Annotated in this window: 16 protein-coding genes; 14 read left to right on the plus strand and 2 right to left on the minus strand. The window is 58.4% G+C overall.

Annotated features, from left to right (window positions below; all coding sequences use genetic code 11):
• The first annotated feature begins 233 nt into the window (after positions 1–233).
• From Q7U39_12395 to Q7U39_12460, 14 genes are all read left to right on the plus strand, one after another.
• Entirely contained in the window at positions 234–746 is a 513-nt protein-coding gene (locus tag Q7U39_12395; protein MDO9118752.1) for a type II secretion system protein, read from the plus strand.
• A 23-nt stretch (positions 747–769) separates the two neighbouring features.
• Positions 770–1,282 carry a type IV pilus modification protein PilV gene (pilV, locus tag Q7U39_12400; protein MDO9118753.1) on the plus strand — a complete coding sequence of 171 codons (513 nt, stop codon included), beginning with the start codon at positions 770–772 and terminating at the stop codon, positions 1,280–1,282.
• Positions 1,283–1,335: 53 nt separating this feature from the next.
• Entirely contained in the window at positions 1,336–2,565 is a 1,230-nt protein-coding gene (locus Q7U39_12405; GenBank protein MDO9118754.1) for a PilW family protein, read from the plus strand.
• A gap of 2 nt (positions 2,566–2,567) precedes the next feature.
• A complete protein-coding gene (locus Q7U39_12410) occupies positions 2,568–3,176 on the plus strand; it encodes a hypothetical protein (GenBank protein ID MDO9118755.1) in 609 nt (202 codons plus the stop codon).
• Between the two features lie 26 nt (positions 3,177–3,202).
• Positions 3,203–3,574, plus strand: coding sequence for a hypothetical protein (locus Q7U39_12415; GenBank protein ID MDO9118756.1), 372 nt, complete (start codon positions 3,203–3,205; stop codon positions 3,572–3,574).
• Between the two features lie 53 nt (positions 3,575–3,627).
• On the plus strand, positions 3,628–8,007 hold the full coding sequence (locus tag Q7U39_12420; protein MDO9118757.1) for a PilC/PilY family type IV pilus protein: 4,380 nt from the start codon (positions 3,628–3,630) through the stop codon (positions 8,005–8,007).
• Positions 8,008–8,091: 84 nt separating this feature from the next.
• Entirely contained in the window at positions 8,092–9,057 is a 966-nt protein-coding gene (locus Q7U39_12425; GenBank protein ID MDO9118758.1) for a putative Ig domain-containing protein, read from the plus strand.
• Between the two features lie 98 nt (positions 9,058–9,155).
• Positions 9,156–10,220 (plus strand): PhoH family protein, encoded by a 1,065-nt coding sequence (locus Q7U39_12430; GenBank protein ID MDO9118759.1) that lies wholly within the window; start codon positions 9,156–9,158, stop codon positions 10,218–10,220.
• Positions 10,221–10,721 (plus strand): rRNA maturation RNase YbeY, encoded by a 501-nt coding sequence (ybeY, locus tag Q7U39_12435; protein ID MDO9118760.1) that lies wholly within the window; start codon positions 10,221–10,223, stop codon positions 10,719–10,721.
• Between the two features lie 2 nt (positions 10,722–10,723).
• Complete coding sequence (gene ftsY, locus Q7U39_12440; protein ID MDO9118761.1) at positions 10,724–11,659, plus strand: signal recognition particle-docking protein FtsY; 936 nt, start codon at positions 10,724–10,726, stop codon at positions 11,657–11,659.
• Positions 11,660–11,765: 106 nt separating this feature from the next.
• A complete protein-coding gene (locus Q7U39_12445) occupies positions 11,766–12,551 on the plus strand; it encodes a response regulator (GenBank protein MDO9118762.1) in 786 nt (261 codons plus the stop codon).
• A gap of 10 nt (positions 12,552–12,561) precedes the next feature.
• Entirely contained in the window at positions 12,562–14,784 is a 2,223-nt protein-coding gene (locus Q7U39_12450; protein MDO9118763.1) for a M1 family aminopeptidase, read from the plus strand.
• Positions 14,768–15,901 carry a hypothetical protein gene (locus tag Q7U39_12455; GenBank protein ID MDO9118764.1) on the plus strand — a complete coding sequence of 378 codons (1,134 nt, stop codon included), beginning with the start codon at positions 14,768–14,770 and terminating at the stop codon, positions 15,899–15,901. Before Q7U39_12450 ends, Q7U39_12455 begins: the two co-directional genes overlap by 17 nt.
• A 117-nt stretch (positions 15,902–16,018) precedes the next feature.
• Positions 16,019–17,059: a phosphatase PAP2 family protein gene (locus Q7U39_12460; protein MDO9118765.1), complete on the plus strand. Its 1,041-nt coding sequence runs from the start codon at positions 16,019–16,021 to the stop codon at positions 17,057–17,059.
• A gap of 32 nt (positions 17,060–17,091) precedes the next feature.
• Here Q7U39_12460 and Q7U39_12465 read toward each other — a convergent pair whose 3' ends face one another.
• On the minus strand, positions 17,092–18,897 hold the full coding sequence (locus Q7U39_12465) for a glycosyltransferase family 39 protein (protein MDO9118766.1): 1,806 nt from the start codon (positions 18,895–18,897) through the stop codon (positions 17,092–17,094).
• Complete coding sequence (locus Q7U39_12470; protein ID MDO9118767.1) at positions 18,894–19,205, minus strand: lipid-A-disaccharide synthase N-terminal domain-containing protein; 312 nt, start codon at positions 19,203–19,205, stop codon at positions 18,894–18,896. Before Q7U39_12470 ends, Q7U39_12465 begins: the two co-directional genes overlap by 4 nt.
• Positions 19,206–19,210 lie beyond the last annotated feature (5 nt).

Consider the following 19,210-nt stretch of genomic DNA (forward strand, 5'->3'; position numbering starts at 1 on the left):
CCACCATTATATGTAGTGACCAGGGGGCGCTTGAGGGGCGCGCCATCTCAGCCCGCAAGGGTGCGCGCGCGCATTGGCTCAGACTCCCGGCCAAAATTTGTCGGCACATTGCGCGAAAAGCGACCATCACACGCTCAGCATTGCTCCGAACAAGTCCTGATAAATCAAGCAGTTAAACTGTAACGCAAGAGCCTCAGCAACGGCATGCCCCTTGCTCGGTTGGGGGTGCCATGATGCACTCTAGATCAAACAGGCTACGCAAGGTCCGTACACAGGAAGGGGGGTTCACCCTTCTTGAGATCATGATCGTGCTTGTCATTGTTGGGATTGCTGCGGCGCTGACCGTTCCGAACTTTACATTCATGTATGCCAAGTACGAGCTGTATCAAACCACTACCACGATTTATAACCGCCTCATCATGGCTCGCTCTGCTGCCATCAGCCGGAACGCTATGATTGTGGCCACTCCAGCCAATATACCGTTGGGCCTGGACCAGGTGACGTTCACCGCGCCACTTGGAGCAGAGACCTTGCCTTTAAATGTGAGATTTGTCCTGCCGCTGCCAGTTAATCCTATCGGTTATACGCCCAGAGGGTTGAGCACATCGCCTCTGGCGGTTCAGACAATTCAACTGCAAAGCGTACGTAACCCCAGTCTGATTTACACGATCTCACTCGCGCCTTCGGGAAAGGTGACGTGGTGTCGGCAGGCCATCAACCCTTGTGTGTTGAACGCCACATCATGAAGAGAGGAGCAGGCGAAACCATCATGAAGGCACGCAACGAACAGGGTTTCACGTTGGTAGAAGTGCTTGTCTCGGCTGCTATTCTCGGTGTGGGTGTGATGGGTATGGCGGCTATGCAGGGCATGTCACTCGGGAAGAATGTCGATGCCAACGATTTATCCATTGTGACGAACATCGCCGCCGACATGATGGAGCGGATCCAGAACAACCGGCGGTACTCCTGGGCGTACCACAATCTCGATACGACCGGCCCAGGTAACTGCCTTGTAGGCGGATTGCCAGCCCCGCCTCCACTTGGCATTCAGCCGATTACCAGTCCACAGGTGACGCAGGTGGTTCAGGGAGATTGTACCCAGTGGCGGGCGAGAGTTCTAGGTTCGAATCTGGTGAATGCAGTTGGTTTGGTGACGGCGACTCAAGTGGCGCCGGCCGGATCTGGAGCCATGCAGGTCACAGTCAGGGTGAACTGGAACGACCGAGGGCCTGGACAGCGAGCCAGGACCGTGGCATTTCAAACGCTTGTTGTTCCCGAGTGATCAATGAGTAGTCGGTTTGAGTTGGGCGAGAAGGATAAGGATTAGGTGAACCGATGACGACACAGCCACAGGTTCGGAGCCAGGCTCAAGCGGGATTTACGCTCACGGAAGTCATGGTTGCGACCATGATGACGACGGCGCTGCTCGCGGCTGGGTTCGGGGCCTTGACCGTGAGTCAGAAGACCACCCGGGTTAGCGGTCAGGTTGGGCAGACACAGGCCACAGCGCGGAATGCCCTCGACATGATCACGGCCGATCTGAAGCTGGCCGGTTTCGGGATGCAGGGACTCACGACACCCGTCGGGGGGTGTCATATCAACGGAACTCCGTCCGCGCTCGTGCCGGCAGACAACAATCCGGCAGGAGCCGATTTCGGACCTGACTCTATCTCAATGGTCGTTCCGATGACGAATTCGATTCCCGCAGTGGGAGCGCTATGGCAGGTGTTTGTGCCACCGGCCGGAACCATCGGGGGGCCGAAGACGCCCATTACCAATATTCCAATGCCGGCGAATGCCACTACGGGGATGGGCACCGCTCTCCCTGGCGGGTTTCTCTCACTGCCTGGAAACGTGGTGTCGTTGGGCGGGGTGGCTGGATCAATCATCCAAGCAGCAAATGTCGGCGGGTTAACCATAAGCCCGGCGATTCAGGATCCGACGGCGTTTGGTACCGGAACTCAGGTCTATCTGGTGCAGTGCATCACCTATCAGGTTATTCCTCCGCCTGATGTTCTCAACATCTGCCAGGGGTCGGCGCCCTGTCTCGTTCGTGGAGCAGTACCAGCGGCGCTGGTACTACCGGGTGCCCTGCCGAACTGTAATCAGGTGAACGCGAATTGCGTGCCCATTATGGACGGGGTTGAGGATCTTCAACTGGCCTATGCGTGCGATGGCTGCAACCCCATCATCAATTCAGGAAATCCTGATGGACAGATCGATGATCTGAACGGGAATAACATCTTCGACACCCCCGATTTTGTCACGGATAGAAATTGGTTCGGCACGGCGGCGCCGTTTGGCGCGTCCATGACGCCGGCGAAGATCCGCATGGCTCAGGTCACGATTGTTGCTCGGCAAACGCAGCTAGACCAGGGCATGGGCGAAGGCATCTCGACGAATGTCTCGAACAATAACGCAATTACCAACGTGAGTGACCACAATCATGTAACCGGGGTCTTCGCGCTCGGCGATAACGCTACACCGGCTCAACAGCAAGCCTATCTGCAGTTTCGCCGACGGGTGCAGACTCGTACGGTTGAGCTCCGAAATTTGAGGTCATAACTATGAGACAGGTTGATTGCGATCGCGCTCAAGAATGCCGGCAAGACTCGCTGGGTCTCGATGAACGAGGCACCTCGTTTATGACCGTGATGGTGATCATGCTCATGACCGGCACGCTCGGCGTAGCCGCGCTCACGATGACCGGCTTGGAAAATTCGATGGCCGGTGCAATCAGGATGGTCGAAGAGGGCACCGATGCTGCGGAGTCTTGTGTGGGCATGTCTGTAAATGTGATTCAAAATTCGGTTGACCCCGGATCGGTTCCCGCCACGCTCATCGCCCCGGCTGGACCTGTGCCTGCGGCCAATGCTGCCATACTCAGTCAGGAAATCAATGGCGCTCCGGTCTCAATGAGGAATAACCCGGATGTGGCGGTGGGCGCCGGGAATGCCCCCAATATCACGATGACAGTGAATAACTACCTGGTGAACGGGGACATCGATTTTCTCTACAGTAAGCTACGAGCCGGCAGCGATGAGAATACGAAAGACTTTTTCTATCGTGTCGATTGCACGGCGGCGAATGCGGCAACCGGAGCGACGAGCCGGGTCATTGCGGTATTTGACTGTCTCCATCTGGGGTCCGATACCTGTCAACGCCGGGCGCTGTAATGCGCCACAAAAGAGGAGCCAAGATCATGGACATGCCGCGTACCAGCGCGATGAATCAACTGAGTCGATCCAGGGCCTCCTGTAGAACGATTGTGGGAGCGGTCGTGGTCTTAGGAATGTGTGGTCTAGCGGGATTCGCTGATTCTGCGGCTCAGGCTGACCCCATTCCCCTCAGCGTGATGACCAGCCTCCAGTCCGGCAGTATCACGGCCATCTATGAAACAGCCTTTCAGATTGACGGGAGAACGTTCAGACTCACTCCCGATGCGGTAATTCAGAATGAGAAAGGCGAAGTGATGGAGGCGAGTTCACTCGTGGTCACTGCCGAGGTTAAGTATCACGTGAAAAAAGAGCAAAACAACCAGATCGACCGCATGATCGTCTTTTTGCCTCGCTAAGACATTCGCTAAGCAGACTCGAGGTTAAGAGTTAGGGGAAAGGGAAGAGTACCATGAAAGGCCGAAGTCTCGCAGTTCGTGGAGCCATCTTGAGTGTGCTCATCGGATCTTTGACCGGTCCGAACGCAAGTCTGGCCCAAACCATGGATCAGTACTACGCGGTTCCACCTTTTGTCAGCGACCAGGTGGCCCCGAACATCATTCTCCTGCTCGATAACTCCGGCAGCATGGCGGAGCGGGCTTGCGATGCGACTTGGTGCGGTGTGCTGTCCGGAGGCGGAACGACGCCGGTGAATCAGAACTTTGTGGCGACCACGACCTATGGCGGGTTTTTCGACTCCCTGGGCTGCTACGCCTACGATGCGACGAACACGCGTTTTGAATTCGCGGTGGGGAAGGCCACGGTTAATGCTGGTTGTCCGGCCACCACGCAGTGGGACGGGAATCTGTTGAATTGGGCCACATTCCTGCGTATGGATGGGCTCAAGAAGGCCATGTCGGGCGGCGATTGTGCTGTGATCAGAGCGGCCGACGGAACCTGTCCCCCCAGTGGAACTCCTGCGAAGATTACGATTAAAGCTCAGCAGCGGTTTGACAACACAGGTCGTGGGCACGACGTCATGGCGATCTCGAGCGGACCGGGAAACGGATACCAGAATCGCATTCCCACTGCGGCTACTCCCGGTACTCCCGGGACAATCCGCATCCAATACCGGGGCGGTACGAGCGGGATGGGCGGCAGTTTCTGCATCGACGACGACGCGACAGCTCCCGGCAACACGGCTACCTCGTGCAATGACGGTGATGGATTCGCCGAAACACAATATTGGCTTCGATTCGTCCGGGATGCGGAGCCGACGGGCACCATTCAGCAGGTCGGTCCTCAGGCTCGATTCGGTCTCTTCGAGTTCAAGGCGACCGGCGACGGGCCACGCATGTTGGTAGGAGTGGGAGCCCGTCAGACCATCGGGTTCAATACGACAACCGTGAGAACGTTCAATACGAACACAGCAGCCATGTTGGACGCAGTCGAAGAAACCTTTCCTTCGACCTGGACACCACTCGCGGAATCACTCTATGAAACCACACGCTATGTGGCCCAGATCAATTCGGCGTACCTCACCACCTCGTATGTGTACCCCATTTCCTATTCGCCGGGCGTGGCTTTTCAGGGAACCGGTGCAGGATCCATCGGGCCCAGTGAAATCAGTGCTTTGACCGGAAGCGAGGTCTGCCCTGCCGGATACATCACCAATGGCTGCGGTCGCGATCCCTATTTCTTCGGCAGCAACCATTCGCCGGCCTGGGCTACCAACTCCGTTCAGGTAGCCTGCTGCAAGACGTTTGTCCTGCTCGTGACGGATGGCGAGCCGACCCAAGACTTAAACATCCCCGCGAGCATCAGGAATTATGCCAACACCAATGCTCAGCCTTACGCGGGAACCTTCTGCGCAGGGAATCGCGGAGTGCCCTTCGTGGATCCTCCCGGAGGAACCTGCAATAACGATCCCGCGACGCCGACCAATGTTCTGCTCAAGCAACACCGGACGGACTATGCGAGCAATGGCTCGCATCACTTGGATGATGTCGCCTATTGGGCCCATACCACCGATCTCCGGCCTTGTAGCGGTACGGCTGATGGAACGATCGCCATTCTGGGTGTGTCTGGTCGCTGTCTGCCCGGTCTGCAAAATATTAATCTCTATACGTTCTATGCCTTCGGCAACATCAGTGGACGCGAGCTGCTTATGAAGTCGGCATTGCTGGGAGGATTTGAAGACGTGAACGGCAACAACCTTCCTGATCAAGTATCCGAATGGGATAAGGTCATCAATGCGACCGGGGCGCAGGGCAGCGACGGGATTCCCGACAATTACTTCGAGTCATCGAACGTTGACGATCTGCAAGACCGGTTGATGGCCACGATCACATCGATTCTCCGCAAGAGCGCCTCCGGTACATCGATTTCGGTCTTGGCGACGGCATCGACTGGTGAAGGGTCGATCTACCAGGCCTACTTTTTTACGAGCGACGTCGGTCAGGGCGGCGCCAGCGTGAAGTGGACGGGCTATACCCATTCCCTGTTCGTCGATGGGTTCGGTAATTTCCGTGAAGACACGATCCAGGATGGGAAATTGGTGTATGAGCAGGATCGCATCATCACCACGCGGTACGACAACAATCCCCTAAGCCCGACGTATCAGAAAGTGCTGGTCGATAAGTTCGAGGATCTCAATGGAGACGGGGTGGCCGACAGTGCCACGCCGATTCTGACGTCCGACTTGAAGTCCATCGTACCGGTGTGGGAGGCGGGGAAAGAGTTGGCTTACACCACATCAGGAGCACGTACGATTCTGACGTGGGTCGACGCGAACAATAACGGCGTCGTCGATCCGTCGGAACAGATCGATTTCAATACGGCAAACTGCGCGGCGCTTAAAGACTATCTCCGGTATGCGGCCGATACCTGTTCTGGTAGTTCGAATGCCATGAACCTCATCAATTTTATTCGTGGCGACGAGGTGGCGGGCCTGCGAACGAGAATGTTAGAGACGCCGGTCGGGAGCGGGACGTACAAGGTCTGGAAGTTAGGAGATCCGATCCATTCGACGCCGACGGTCGTTGGCGCCCCTAAAGCTCGATACGACCTGGCCTATGGGGACGCAGACTATAACCTCTTCTATCAGCAATACCGGAATCGCCGGCAAGTGGCCTACGTTGGCGCGAACGATGGAATGCTCCATGCTTTCAATGGCGGGTACTATCATAAGGGTGACGATTCAACGACGGCTGGTACCGTTGAGCATGGCTGGTACACGAAGAATCCGACCAACAATTCAAGCGGACCGAACCTCGGGGCTGAGATGTGGTCGTTCATTCCGCAGGAATTGCTCCCTCATCTTCAGTGGTTGGCGCGGGTCGACTATAGCCATGTGTACTACGTCGATTTGAAGCCGACGATCACGGAAGCGCGAGTGTTCACTCCGGATGCCGACCATCCGGGCGGATGGGGCACGATTCTCATCGGGGGATTCCGCATGGGGGGCAGTTGCGGACAATGCGCCGCTGGATCCGGTGCGCCGCCCATGACCGCCACGATCGGCGGGACGCCGCGGACATTTTATAGCGCCTACTTCGCGCTCGATGTGACCAATCCAGAAGTTAGCCCCAAACTACTGTGGGTATTTACCGACAGCGGCTTGGGGCTCACCACGAGCTATCCATCGGTTGTGCGGATGAATCCCGATACCGATGCCATCACAGCAACCGGGAATGAAAAATGGTTCGTTGTGTTTGGTTCGGGCCCCAATGGGTATCAAGCTGATTTGCCTGCTGCCCCATCTCAGTCTGCGAAACTGTATGTGGTGGATCTGAAGAATGGGCCGAAGGTGGCTGCCAGTGGCAGTTTGACGACTATGCCGGTCGGCAGTTGGCGATCCTTTATGGGCCACGTGGCCTCGATTGATAAAGATTTAGATTGGCGGACTGATGTCGCTTATGTTGGACGAACGGCCCATGACGGGGCGTTGCCCTGGCGCGGGAAAATGTACCGGCTGACCATGGGTTGTCCCGCAGCCCCTTGCACGCCTAATACCTGGGGGATTGCGAATGGAGCCAATCGGACTCCAACGGAGGTCATTGACACCTTCTTCGATGCAGGCACGGGCACCACAGTCGAAGTCGGCCCGACGGCCGCTGCGCCGGCGGTGACGATCGATGACACCAATGCGACCTGGGTGTTCTTTGGAACAGGCCGGTATTTTAGCAATGCCGATAAGGTGGATAGCACCATCCAGCGGCTCTATGGTCTCAAAGATCAAGTCATGAACGGATCCTGTACACAAACCTCGACCTTCAACTGCCACAGCGATGATCTGGTCGATGTGACCAGTGCGGTGGTGTGTTTGATCTGCAGCGGCGCGACCAACCAGGTCACAGACCCGACTAACCCCAGTGTGACGAGTGTCGAGGGGACTGGGGCGAACTCGATGATGGGGTTGATTGCGAGTAAGGACGGCTGGCGGATCACGTTGCCCGGACCGGTCACGATCTCCACTGTCAACTATTCTGCCGAGCGATCAGTAGTGAATCCGACTCTGATCGCCGGCGTGATTTTTCTGCCGACGTTCGTGCCGACGAACGACTTCTGTGCCTCCGACGGAATCAGCTATCTGTACGTGCTCTTCTATAAGACCGGTACGGCACCTCCTTATCCTGTGGTCGGCACCACGCCATCCGGCGCAAATACCAATATCAATACCAAGATTAACCTTGGCGTCGGTTTGGCCTCGTCCGGATCGATGCACGTTGGACAGGAAAGCGGCGGAGGGAAAATCTGTAATCAGATGAGCGGTGGTAATGCGGTCTGTACGAGTACGGTATTGAAAGAGTTCTATAGTCGATTCGTTAGCTGGGTGCATCAACGAGACTAATGTCGCATGGTGGTTGGCGATGGGCAAGGACACGTCTATCGCCGACCGATGATTCTCTAGGGAATGACTGATAAAGCAAGATCAATGGCTCGTAATCCCAATAGAGAAATCTTGATCGCTGGTGTGCTGCTCGTTCTGAGTGGAGCTGGTTGTACCGGCGGCGCTGGTTCGGAACCAGTAAAAGGTGTGGGAGTTGCTGGAAATGCGCCTCCCGTCATGGTGCTGGCGAAGATTCTCCAGACCCCGATTCCTTTGACGGGCCCGGTCGGAATCCAAGCCCTGGCGGAGGATCCCGAACGAGAACCCATTACCTATTCCTATCAGTGGTATGTGGATGATGCTCTGGTCGCCGGCCAAACGAATCCGACATTTCCGGCCGAGTTGTTGCGCCGGGGGCAAATGATTTCTGCCGAGATCACACCCTCTGATGGAAAGCAGAAGGGAAAACCGGTCCGAACTCCGGCGGCGCAGGTCGGCAATACCGCTCCCCATATCACCGCAGTGACATTGACCCCTCAGACTGCACAGCCCGGTGGCAAGCTGACTGCAGAGGTGGTTGCGACCGACCCTGATCATGACCGGGTTGATTTGACCTATCGCTGGTTCCGGAATGATGCGGTCGTCAAGGAGGGGGAAGAGGCGTCCTTAGATACGACCGGATTGGCTCCACGCGACAAGGTGACGGTCGAGGTAACGGCGCGTGACTCGCAAGCTATGGGTAATATGCTGCGCTCTGATGTCGTGACGTTGGGCAACAACGCTCCTACGATCGTATCGACTCCTCCTGCCCCAGTGACGCCGGATCAATATGAGTATGCCGTCAGAGCGACGGACTTTGACGGGGATCGCTTGACCTATGAATTAGAAACGGCCCCTGCCGGCATGACCATTGAGTCTGCTACCGGGCGGATTACCTGGATGATCCCACCGGGCAACCGGGGCGTTTTTCACGTCAAGGTCTTGGCTAAAGATGGCCAGGGGGGCTTGGCCTATCAGGAATTTGACCTCGCGCTTGGCGTCAGCCTGCCAGGTAAACCAGCGGGGGCCTAGTCTTCCTACTCTGTTCCGTACTTCTGCTTGTCTCGCCTTTTCTCCCTCTGCTAGAATCAACCCATCTGATGTTTTAGGAGGGAGACCATTCTGCATTCGTGCGTAAACTAAAACTACGAGAAGGCACGGACACTGCCGCCCTCTTCGGTCACCACGACCGGCACCTCAAGCTGATTGAGGACGATCTCGGCGTGCGGCTGTCCGCACGCGGTGAAGAGGTCACCCTCGATGGTCTTCCTGACGCGACTCGCCAGGCTGAACGGATCCTCTTCGAACTCGCGAATCTCACCAACGAAGGACTGGTGCTTCAAGCCGATGATGTGACGCATGCGCTGACCGCGTTGCGTCAGACGCCGGATGCCTCTGTTAAGGAGGTGTTGACCAACGCCACGACGATAGTCACGAAGAAGCGGTTCGTCGGCCCGAAATCTCCCACGCAGAAATCCTACATCGAAGCGATTGAGACGCACGACATTGTGATTGCGATCGGGCCTGCCGGTACGGGCAAGACCTATCTGGCGATGGCAATGGCGGTCAGTGCGTTGATGAAGAAGGAAGTGAGTCGCATCATCCTGGCACGGCCCGCAGTCGAGGCCGGCGAGAAGCTCGGCTTTCTCCCCGGCGATATGTATGCAAAGGTGAACCCGTATCTTCGTCCGCTGTACGATGCGCTGTTCGACATGATGGACATGGAACGGGCCAATCGCATGATTGAACGAGGGGATATTGAGATCGCGCCGTTGGCATTCATGCGCGGGCGCACCTTGAATGATTCGTTCGTCATTTTGGACGAAGCTCAGAATGCCACAGCGGAACAGATGAAGATGTTTCTCACCAGATTGGGATTTCATTCAAAGGTGGTTGTGACCGGAGATATCACGCAGATCGATCTGCCGTCCGAGCGGGTGTCCGGTCTCATTGAAGTGAAAGAAATCTTGCGCGATATCGAAGGGATTGCCTTCGTATATTTCGATGAGAAGGATGTGGTCCGTCATCGGCTGGTGCAGGACATCGTCCGAGCGTATGATCGACACCAGTCTGCAACCGGTGGTGATCCCAGGCTGTCCAAAGGGCCGGCCTTGCCGCACTCGTCGCCGTCCGGGTCCAACAAGTGGTCTTCCTCTGGTTCGCCGCCCCGAGGCTCCTCGGGACAATCGCACTAAATGGCTGTCTATCTACGTGTTCGTCTTATTCGTGTCAGGGTACGTCAGGCGGCCCTGAGGCGTCTGGCTGAGCGCGTGCTTGTCACGGTCGGGGAAAAGCAGTCAGAGCTTAGCCTGGATTTGGTAGGCGATGGGCGGATGCGTCGGTTGAATTGTCAGTATCGGAAGAAGGATCGAACCACCGACGTCCTGGCGTTTGCTATGCGAGAGTCGAGCAGCCCGATGTCTGCGCTGCTCGGTGATGTCGTGATCTCGGTGCCGACGGCGCAGCGGCAGGCGAAAGAAGGCGGACGATCCCTGAGTGAAGAGCTGGCCTGGTTGCTGGTTCACGGCGTGTTGCATCTCTGCGGGTACGATCATGAGCGAAGCGACGCGGAGGCGCGCCGCATGAAGCGGCGGGAGCAAGCGGTGTTACGAGGTCTGCGGCCGATTCCAATATTGGCGACGGTGCCACGGGTGAGTCGAATGTGTGCTGGATCAACGGCGGCGAGGAAAGGGTAGCGATGGGGTGGTTTCAGCGGCTGAGCGATGGGCTCAGTAAGACGCGTCAGGTCGTTCGGCAATCACTGGATCGCGTCTTAGGGCGCATGCCCGATCCGGCGATGCTGGAGGAGCTGGAGGCTGCGTTGCTCTCGGCAGACTTGGGTGTGCGGGTGGTCGACCGATTGATGACCCATGTGCGCGAACACGCCAGAGGGGCGGATGCGGCCAACCCTGAGGCGTTGCAGAATGTCCTGAGCCGGACTTTGTATGGTGTCTTGGCGCCGGTGCAAGGGCCGTCGCTGGAACAGTTGATCGAAAAGGGGCCAAAGCCCTTCGTGGTCCTGATGGTCGGGGTGAATGGCGTCGGGAAAACGACCACCATCGCCAAGATGGCGCAACGGTTGGTGCAGGGTGGTCGCCGCCCTCTGCTGGTAGCCGGCGATACCTTTCGCGCGGCGGCAATCGATCAGCTGCAAGTGTGGGCGGATCGTGTCGGTGTGGATGTGATCCGGCATCGCCACGGGGCGGATCCGGCGGCTGTCGCGTTTGACGGCATCGTGGCGGCCAAGGCGCGCGCGGTCGATGTGGTGCTCATTGATACGGCCGGTCGGTTGCATACGAAGTCAAATTTAATGGAAGAATTGCGGAAGATCGTTCGGGTGATCGGTCAGGCGCTGCCGGGGGCGCCGCATGAAATTCTCCTGGTGCTCGATGCGACGGTCGGACAGAACGCGTTGGCGCAAGCGCGACAGTTTAAGGATGTCGTCGGCGTCACCGGATTGGCGCTCACCAAGCTCGATGGGACGGCGCGCGGCGGGATTGTGGTGGCCATCGCCGATGAGCTGAAGCTGCCTGTCCGTTTGATCGGTGTGGGAGAGGCGGTCGAAGACCTGCAGGACTTCAATCAGGAAGCCTTCATTGCCGCCTTATTCGGCCAACCGGCCGCTCGGTCATAACCCGCCATTTTCTTTTCGCTCCGAACCCCCTGTGCTATGGTGGTGACGTATCTCTTTGGAGATGGTCGCCAATAGCATTCACCCGATTCAGAGGCAGGGGTTTCGAATGATCAAGATCTTAATCGTCGACGATGACCAGATGAACTGCGATCTCCTTCAGACCGTGTTCATGCGGCATGGGTATCAAGTGATCACCACGACCAGTGGCCGTGAAGGGCTGAATCTGTTTCGCAAGCATACCCCGCGCATTACGTTGCTCGATCTGCGTATGCCGGAGATGGACGGCTTGACGGTTTTGAAAGAGATTCGGGCCATCGATCCCGAGGCGCCGGTCATTATTCTTGGGGGTGGCGCCACGGAAGTGCAGGAGAATCAGGCGCGCTCCCTGCGAGTCACTGACTTTATCCGGCGCGGGCTGTCGCTCGATATTCTGGTCGAAGCGGTGCACCGGGTGTCTCAGACGCCGGTCAAGGTCAATCAGACGCCGGTCTCCCCGATTCCCTCGTTCGCCGGGCAAGAGACGGCGGAGTCGGTGTTGGTCGTCGATGACGATCCGCTGGTGCGCGATCTGCTCGTACAGTTCCTTAGCCTGCGCGGGTACCGGACGTTGGGTGTGAAGGATGGTTATGAAGCGATGCGGGTCGTCGAAGAAGCTGCGCCGGATTTGTTACTGCTCGATATGATAATGCCCGGGCTGTCCGGGATCGATGTGCTGAAAGCGCTTCGGGAAAAAGAGTATGCCGGCGGCGTGATCATTATGACCGGGAGTCACAACGAAGAGATGCTGGAGGAAGCCTGGTCGTTGGGTCCGCAAGAAGTGCTGGGCAAACCGATCGCGCTCGATCGCCTATTGACCGCCATCCAGCTTGTGCTCGTCTGTCGCGAGTGCTAAAACCCTTCCGATGCCAGTCGGAAGCACGCGCCGCGGTTTCATTGCTTGTCTCATCGGATTGTCGCTGCTCCTGCCCCTGTCACAGGGGCAGGCCGGCGATGTTCCTGCGCCTCCCCCTGCCATAATCCGGCACGAACTTCGCGCCAGCATCGATCCTGACCAGCATCAGCTGACCGTGACCGATCGGATGGTCGTGCGGGTCGGCGATTCACAGTCGCCGCTGGACTTTACGTTAGCCACATCGTTGCGCCTTGAGATGGTGGCGTTTGTGACAAGGGTGGGGAGCGAAGAGCGCCTGACGCCCGTCTCGACGTCGCTGGGCGCTGTGGCAATCGATTCCAATCTCCGGTCCCTCCTGGTCTCGCTGCCCAATCATCAACAAGGAAATGTGACGCTGGAATGGCGCTATCGCGGGGCCATCGATGATCCTCCGCGCGAGCCACGGCACCTTCGATTCGTGACGCCGAGCGAAACGTCAGGGCATATCGGCCAGGAAGGGGTGTATTTGAGTAGTGAAACCGGCTGGTATCCCGATCTGGCCGGCTCTCTCGCATCCTATGCGCTGACGGTTGAAATGCCGGCCGGATGGACCACGGTGAGTCAGGGGCAGGGAGGTGCAAAACAGGATTGCACGAAGCCTCGTTCCGATGGAGCCTGCCGCTCCGTGCAGACCTGGGAGTCGGGCGTGACCGAAGCGCTTACTTTAGTGGCAAACCGATTCACCGTCACGGCGCGGGATTGGAAGGGTGTGAATGGACAAGTGGTCCACCTCGCAACCTATCTATTCCCCGATGATGCGGCGCTGGCGGATGAATATCTGGATGCGACCGTCAAATACCTGGATGCCTATGTCCCGCTGCTGGGCGCCTTCCCCTTTAAGCAGTTTGCCGTGGTGGAAAACTTTTTTGCGAGTGGCTTGGGGATGCCGTCCTTTACCTTGCTGGGAAGCGGGAGCATCAAGCGTCACTATACTCAGCCCTATGCTCTAGGGCATGAGATCGTCCATTCCTGGATCGGCAATGCGGTGTGGAATCGTCCCGAGAGCGGCAATTGGGTCGAGGGGCTGACGACGTACCTGACGAACTATTACTGGCACGAGCTGATTCACGATGATCGGCAAGCGCGTGAACAGCGGCGATTGATGTTGCAGGGCTACAGCCTCTACGTGACTCCGCAGTTGGATTATCCCATCGCGGCGTTTCAGCGAAAGAGCGACGAGAAAGACAATGCCATCGGGTACCAAAAAGCGGCGATGGTGTTTCATCAGCTTCGATTGGAGATCGGCGATGAGGCCTTCTGGCGGGGTGTGAAACAGTTGGTGGCCGATCTGTCCGGGCGGCATGCCGATTGGCAGGATCTCGAGCGGATCTTTAGCCGAACCAGCGGACGGGAGTTGCGATGGTTCTTTGCACAATGGATCGAGCGACCAGGCGCGCCCGCCGTCGCCATCGCCGAGGCGACGGCGACTCCCAACCAGGATCAGCCGGGTGCGTATAAACTGCGTATCAGACTTACCCGGGAAGGCGGGGCGTTTCGGTTCATCCTGCCGCTGGCCATCACTATGAAAGGGTCGACAACCTCGATAGCGGTGGCCTTGGATACCGAACAGCATGACGTCGAGCTGGTAGTTCCGGCTGAGCCGCTGCAGTTGTCGATCGATCCCGATTTCATGAGCCTGCAACGACTGAAGCGGGAGCAACTGGCCCCGGTGTTGAATCTCTTCGTGACCGATCAGCGAAAGGCGGTGCTGCCGCTGTTTCCTGACAGCGCGACGCCGTTTAAGGAACTCGTCGCACGGATCGAGTCGCAAGATGCGCAGGATCCAACCAAGGAGAAGATAACCATATTGCCGGTAGACATCGTGGCCTTGCCTCCGTCAGGATCGGTGTTGATCGTGGCGACGTCAGACCGTCATGCGCAGGCGCAGTCGTTGCTCGCAAACGCGTGCGGGGATCTGGCGACGGTGGGACCGGATGGATTTCACATCGCCGGAACTTCGTATGAAGGCCGCCGCATGGCGGTGCTGTGGTCCTGTCATCGCCCTGATGCACCCGGTTCGGTGGTGACCGTGTTGTACGCGATGGATCCTGCGGCCGCGGCGAAGGTGGCACGGCTCCTCTTCTTTTATGGATGGCAGAGCGCGGTGGTCTTCGACGAAGGCACCGTGACAAAGCGAGAAATGTGGCAGGAGTTTCAGGGAATGAAGGAGGTTCGACGTGATGAACAGCGGTAATCGAATGCGCGGTCTGATCGTAGTTGCGATCGCCTTGGTCTTGTGGCCTCAGCTTGGACTGACTGCCGATCGAGCGAAGAGTGCACCGGCAGCCAAGGCGCCGGTCAGTGCCGAGCGTCACTTCAAGAATGTGAAGCAGCTCACCTTCGGCCGGCAAAATGCCGAAGCCTATTTTTCTTTCACGGGGAATAAGCTCATCTTCCAGTCGACCAACAACTGGATGAAAGATACGTATGCGGCCACGCTGAAGCCGGACGATATTCCCCTGGGCTGTTACCAGATGTACGTGATGGATCTGGAGAGCGAGAGCGTCCGTCTGGTGAGCACCGGGTCCGGCGCGACCACTTGCGGCTATTTTTTTCCGGGCGATCGGCGGGTCCTCTATTCATCCTCGCACCTCCACGGTCCGAACTGTCCGCCCAAACCGAAGCGCGAAGGGGCCTATCGCTGGGCGCTCGACGACTATGATTTGTTTGCCGCCCGCATCGACGGACAGGAAATGCAGCGGTTGACCAATACGCCCGGCTACGATGCGGAAGCCACGGTGTCACCGGACGGCAAAACCATCATATGGACTTCGGTGAGAGACGGTGATCTGGATATCTACGCGATGGATCTGGACGGCTCGCGTCATCGCCGCCTGACCGACGATGTCGGGTACGACGGCGGGGCTTTCTTTTCCCCGGACAGCAAACGCATCGTGTATCGGGCATCGCACCCCACGGATCCGGCCGAGATTGCGCGGTATAAAGAGCTGCTGGGACAACGGCTGGTGGAGCCGGGCCAGCTGGAACTCTTCATCATGAATGCCGACGGGAGCGGAAAGCACCAGGTGATGTCGAACGGCGCCTCGAACTTTTCACCCTTCTTTCATCCGGACGGGAAGCGGATCATCTTCTCGTCAAACGTTGAAACCCGCGGCGAGGGCGGCCGGCCCAGCTTTCATCTCTATCTCGTGGGCGATGACGGCGTTGGGTTGGAGCGCCTGACGTTCGAGGGAGCATTCAACAGCTTCCCGATGTTTTCGCCGGACGGCAAACGCGTCGTGTGGGTCTCCGACCGGAATGCGAAACAACCGGGCGAGTTCAATGTCTTCCTGGCCGAGTGGGTGCCGTAAGGTAAGCGGGTGACGAGTGACAGGTGATATGTGACAAGCGGGGAAGAGGGGCGAGACCCCGCATCTGCAGATTTCGCTCATCACGCGTCACGCGTCACACATCACTGGGAACGCTTCGTGTCCCTGGTTAGTCTCTGTGCCGCCTTAGGCTGCGTCCTTTGGGGTTTGCGTCAGCTCGATGGTCCGGTCGCCCGGTATCTGCGTACGATGACGACGCCCGAGGGCGGCGGGACGTTAACGATTCCCTGGATGGCGTTCGTGAGTCACGCCGGGAACTGGATGGGCGACGGTCGGCAGTTGCTGATTGTCAGCGCGATCCTGCTGGCCGTTGGCTGGCTGCTGCCGTCATCGCGCGGGATCGCAACCGGCATCCAAACCCTGTGGGCGCACGGGCTGGCCACAGTGCTTGTCCATACGGTGAAGCATCTCATCGGTCGGCCACGGCCGAAATTCTCTGCGTCGGGTGAGTGGTCGATCGCGCCCTCGCTGGTTTCCGGGTTCGATTCCTTCCCATCCGGCCATACGACGGCGACCTTTGCGCTCGCGACCGTCCTGAGCCGCCGGTTTCCGTTGTTATCCGCGTTATTCATGGGCATCGCGGCATTTGTCGCGCTCAGCCGCGTGTTACGCGGATCGCATTTCCCCAGCGACGTCTTTGGTGGGTGGGTGTTGGGAACGGTGAGCGGGATGGTGGCGGCGAATCCGTGGAAGGACTGGATCCGGTCGGTTGAATCCGCGTTGTATCAGGCCGCTACCGGTACCGTGTGGATCTTTGCCATTGTCTGGTCCTTGGCCTTTCCGGTCGAGTCGGGGCCGGAGAGCCCGTTCCTCATCGGGGGCGGGGCGTTGCTGGTGGCGGCCGGTGTCGTGATCCGGGTCCGTGCGTGGTGGATCAGCCGCGTGTCTTCCGCACAAGGGTCAGTCCAAGGCCCGATCCTGGCGATGGCCATCGGGTTATCGCTGATGTCCACGGCGCCTCTCGTCATGGCGGCAGCCGGGTTGCTCGGTCTTGCCCTCTGGTTCCGCGGCGATCAGATCCCGGCTGTCGGAGAAACACCCTGCGGGATCGCTGTATCCAGGGAGTGTGAGTTGGCCGGGGCGGTCCTGCTGAGTCTGGTCATCCTCGTGGCGTTCCGAGGTGTGCTGCCCTTGGGCTAGGAGGTGGTGCGTCTCTCACCTCCTGATGCTGGTTAGTGACCGAAGATTTTTGGCTCAAGAGCCGGCGGAGGCGGAAGGAGCCCCTCCGGGATTTTCACCATCGGCTCGCTGGCCAAGAGCAGATAGCCGTAGCGTTTCAAGATCGGCTGATAATTTTTGAGATCTCCCGGCAGTTTGTCCACAAACGATTCCGGCAGCAGAATCATCGAGCGGCCCGGCTGGCTCAGGGCCGTGCGGAGTTTCTCTTCTTCACCCGCTCCCACGAAGAGCACTTTTCGTCTGGCATAAAACGCCGTCGAAGGTCTTGTCGCCCCATAGGCGATTAGTTGTTCTCCCGGCGCCAGGTTCAATCCTGCGGCGTAGGCCAGCTCTTGCTGCGGCGCGACGAAAAATCGATTCGCCGCGGGCAGGATGAAAATCATCAGCACGAGGATCACGCCGAACAGCGATCCGCTGGCTGCCCAGAAGGCGGCATTGCGTCTGGTGTCCGACAGGCCGAACAACCCCACCAAGCCCATCCCCACCAGCAGGACCGTCGCAGCGATATAGGGCCCGTGGCCCAGGGAGAGCTGGGTGGCTAACGGATATTCTTTCGTGAGCTTACTCGCCAGCATCGTGTCGTAGATCCAGGGGAGGCAGGCCATGGCTCCCGCCAGGATAAACCCCAGCCACATGACCAGGTGAACGGAGGCATTGGCGCCTCTGGTCGAGGGTTCCCGTACGCAGCGTGCCCAATAAGAAGCCGTCAGGATCGCGGCGGCGGGAAAGAGGGGGCCGATGTAATGGGGCAGTCTCGTCGACGAGAGCGTGAAAAAGACGAATGTTCCAAAGATCCACGCAGCGGCGAACCAGTCTAATTTGTCGGAATGTGATGAGTGATGAGTGATGGATGATGGGGTGGGTGATTCGCTCGTCCGTGCCGCGCGCCAACTCTTCAAGGTCTGCGGCCAGGCGAACAGCAGCCAGCCGCTCCAGGGGAAAAATCCCAGCAGCAACACCGGAACGTAAAACAAGAATCCGAAGCTGTGCCCTTCCATGGGCTTGAGAAAGCGCCCGACCGTATTCGCCTGCGCCGAGTCGGTGTACTCGCTGCCGTGAAGCCACCACATGCCTGCGTACCAGGGCAGCGCGATCAGGACCGTCAGCGCCGTGCCGGCGAGCGGGCGCCCCTCCTGCCAGAAAGGTTTCCACTGTTTCGTGAGCGACAAGTACAAGGCGACCACGATCAGAGGAACGAGGAACCCCACCGGTCCCTTTGCCAGCGTGGCGATCCCCATGGCCGCATAACAGATCCACAACCAGGGGCGTCGCTCGCGTGTGGTCTGAAATCCCATCCAGAAGGCGAAGAGTGAGAGCGTGGTGAAAAAGATCAACACGCTGTCGGTCAGGGCCATGCGGTTCAGCCCGATCATCTGAAGATTCAGCGCCAGCATCATGGCGCCGAGCAGCCCCGTATTCGCGTCACGCAGGCGCGTGAGGAACAGGTAGAGCATCAGCACCAGGCCGAGTCCGAAGATCGCGGAGGGGAATCGTGCGGCGAATTCGCTGACGCCGAATGTTTTATACGAGGCGCCCATCAGCCAGTAGACCAGCGCCGGTTTTGCATAGCGGGGTTCGTAGTTGAAGGTGGGGCTCATCCAGTCGCCGGTTTCGAGCATCTCCCGTCCGGCTTCGGCATTCCGGCCTTCGTCGCGATCGGTCAGGCCCAGGGCGCCCAGATTCCAAAAGAACAGGATGCCGCAGAGCGCCAGCAGGAGCAGGACGTGACGGGTGCTGGGTGACGAGTCACATGCAGAGGATGCGGGGGAGTCGGCTTGCCCGATTGTCTCGCTTGTCACTTGTCACCCGTTACCTGGGCGCCACTGCCTGCCACGGGCTTCGAGGGATTCGGGCGATAGATCAGCATGAGATTGCGTACGTAGACGACGGCGCCGATACTTTGCCCGGCGATGAAGACGGGGTCTTTCCGGTAGATGGCATAGGCCAGCGTGATGAGGCCTCCAACCAGACTGAGGTACCAGAAGGAGATCGGCACTTTGCTGGAGGCGCTGCGTTCCGAGGCGAGCCATTGCACGATCCAGCGGCCGAAGAACAGGCCCTGGCCGAGAAATCCCGTGGCAATCCAGATGGTGTCAGTCGTGATCATAGAAA

This window comes from Nitrospira sp. (assembly GCA_030653545.1).
Lineage (GTDB): Bacteria > Nitrospirota > Nitrospiria > Nitrospirales > Nitrospiraceae > Nitrospira_D.

Excerpts from the sequence above, each read along its gene's own strand:
- Q7U39_12445 (MDO9118762.1), top strand. The coding sequence starts at position 11,766 with ATGATCAAGATCTTAATCGTCGACGATGACCAGATGAACTGCGATCTC.
- Q7U39_12410 (MDO9118755.1), top strand. The coding sequence starts at position 2,568 with ATGAGACAGGTTGATTGCGATCGCGCTCAAGAATGCCGGCAAGACTCG.
- Q7U39_12450 (MDO9118763.1), top strand. The coding sequence starts at position 12,562 with ATGCCAGTCGGAAGCACGCGCCGCGGTTTCATTGCTTGTCTCATCGGA.
- Q7U39_12415 (MDO9118756.1), top strand. The coding sequence starts at position 3,203 with ATGGACATGCCGCGTACCAGCGCGATGAATCAACTGAGTCGATCCAGG.
- Q7U39_12395 (MDO9118752.1), top strand. The coding sequence starts at position 234 with ATGCACTCTAGATCAAACAGGCTACGCAAGGTCCGTACACAGGAAGGG.
- ybeY (MDO9118760.1), top strand. The coding sequence starts at position 10,221 with ATGGCTGTCTATCTACGTGTTCGTCTTATTCGTGTCAGGGTACGTCAG.
- Q7U39_12405 (MDO9118754.1), top strand. The coding sequence starts at position 1,336 with ATGACGACACAGCCACAGGTTCGGAGCCAGGCTCAAGCGGGATTTACG.
- Q7U39_12470 (MDO9118767.1), bottom strand. The coding sequence starts at position 19,205 with ATGATCACGACTGACACCATCTGGATTGCCACGGGATTTCTCGGCCAG.
- Q7U39_12420 (MDO9118757.1), top strand. The coding sequence starts at position 3,628 with ATGAAAGGCCGAAGTCTCGCAGTTCGTGGAGCCATCTTGAGTGTGCTC.
- Q7U39_12425 (MDO9118758.1), top strand. The coding sequence starts at position 8,092 with ATGGCTCGTAATCCCAATAGAGAAATCTTGATCGCTGGTGTGCTGCTC.
- ftsY (MDO9118761.1), top strand. The coding sequence starts at position 10,724 with ATGGGGTGGTTTCAGCGGCTGAGCGATGGGCTCAGTAAGACGCGTCAG.
- pilV (MDO9118753.1), top strand. The coding sequence starts at position 770 with ATGAAGGCACGCAACGAACAGGGTTTCACGTTGGTAGAAGTGCTTGTC.